Consider the following 1,060-nt stretch of genomic DNA (forward strand, 5'->3'; position numbering starts at 1 on the left):
CACCACTTAACCTTAACAAAACTTCGCAACAGAACCAAAATCAGAATTAGAAAAGAAATTGAATGAAGTATTAGAAAATCAGCAGTTACAAAATCAATTCAATCAAGCACTCGTTCAAAAATTACAAGAAATTACGAATGAATTGGTTACAACAAAAGAGCATTTAGCGAATACGGAGAAAAAATTAACTGAAGTAGAAGGTAAAAACAGTGAATTAGAAGTTTTTATAGAGAAGAAGCTAGAGAAGCGAGATCAGTTATTGCTTGAAAACATTAGAGATATGCAGAAGAAAAATCAGAAACAAAAACGGAAAGGCTTTTTCGGTTTGTTTAAAAATTAAATGTGGTTGCTATTCTTTGTAGGGTTCTAATGTCGGAAAAAGAAGAATAGAACTATAGCCATACATATAGAATAAGGGAATGCATTACGGATTAGTATACAAGCATTCCCTTGTTATTAATATGTAATATTTAAGTGTTTTGTTTTTTTATTCGTATTTATTTGATTGGAAATTATGAATTTTAACACTTTCTTTATTAGTAAGTATTTTACTGTTTAAAATGTTACAATAATCAAATAATTATATCCATTCATGGTATAATTATTTGATTATTCTTTTGAAGAGGAGTGTTAATATGTATGAGTATAAATTTGTAAAAGTAGAACTTAAGGGGAATATATTAAATATTAATTTAGAATCAAAAAGAGATTATCGTGAGATTATAAAAGAACATGCAGAAAATGGTTGGAAATTATCTCAAATTTTTAGTCCTGGAACTTTTGAATACGGGAGTTTAGAATATTTTGAATTAATTTTTGAAAGAAAAATAGAAAATTAAATTGGATTAAAAATAATGTTTTTTGATCTATTTGGGGTTACTATACATGTCCATCAACTTAAGAGCGGAAATACAATGAACTTTCGTTCATATAAACGAAAAAAACCTTAAAATATTTTGTGTTCTTAAAAATGAGCATACCAAATAAACCTAGATAGGTATCGTTTTTAAAAATTATGCAGCTTTCTTTTGTTTTCTCAATCCACTATACTCATAGACAA

At 26.8% G+C, this 1,060-nt stretch carries 1 protein-coding gene and 1 pseudogene; both read left to right on the top strand.

Going from position 1 to position 1,060, the window contains the following annotated elements; translation table 11 throughout:
- Positions 1 to 31: 31 nt before the first annotated feature.
- Positions 32 to 340 (top strand): annotated as a pseudogene (locus Y7E_RS29375) (MerR family transcriptional regulator); the annotation flags it as partial.
- A 295-nt stretch (positions 341 to 635) separates the two neighbouring features.
- Positions 636 to 839 carry a DUF4177 domain-containing protein gene (locus Y7E_RS0106885; RefSeq protein WP_017150549.1) on the top strand — a complete coding sequence of 68 codons (204 nt, stop codon included), beginning with the start codon at positions 636 to 638 and terminating at the stop codon, positions 837 to 839.
- Positions 840 to 1,060 lie beyond the last annotated feature (221 nt).

The organism is Bacillus bingmayongensis (genome assembly GCF_000299035.1).
Classification (GTDB): Bacteria; Bacillota; Bacilli; order Bacillales; family Bacillaceae_G; genus Bacillus_A; species Bacillus_A bingmayongensis.

Excerpts from the sequence above, each read along its gene's own strand:
- Y7E_RS0106885 (WP_017150549.1), top strand. The coding sequence starts at position 636 with ATGTATGAGTATAAATTTGTAAAAGTAGAACTTAAGGGGAATATATTA.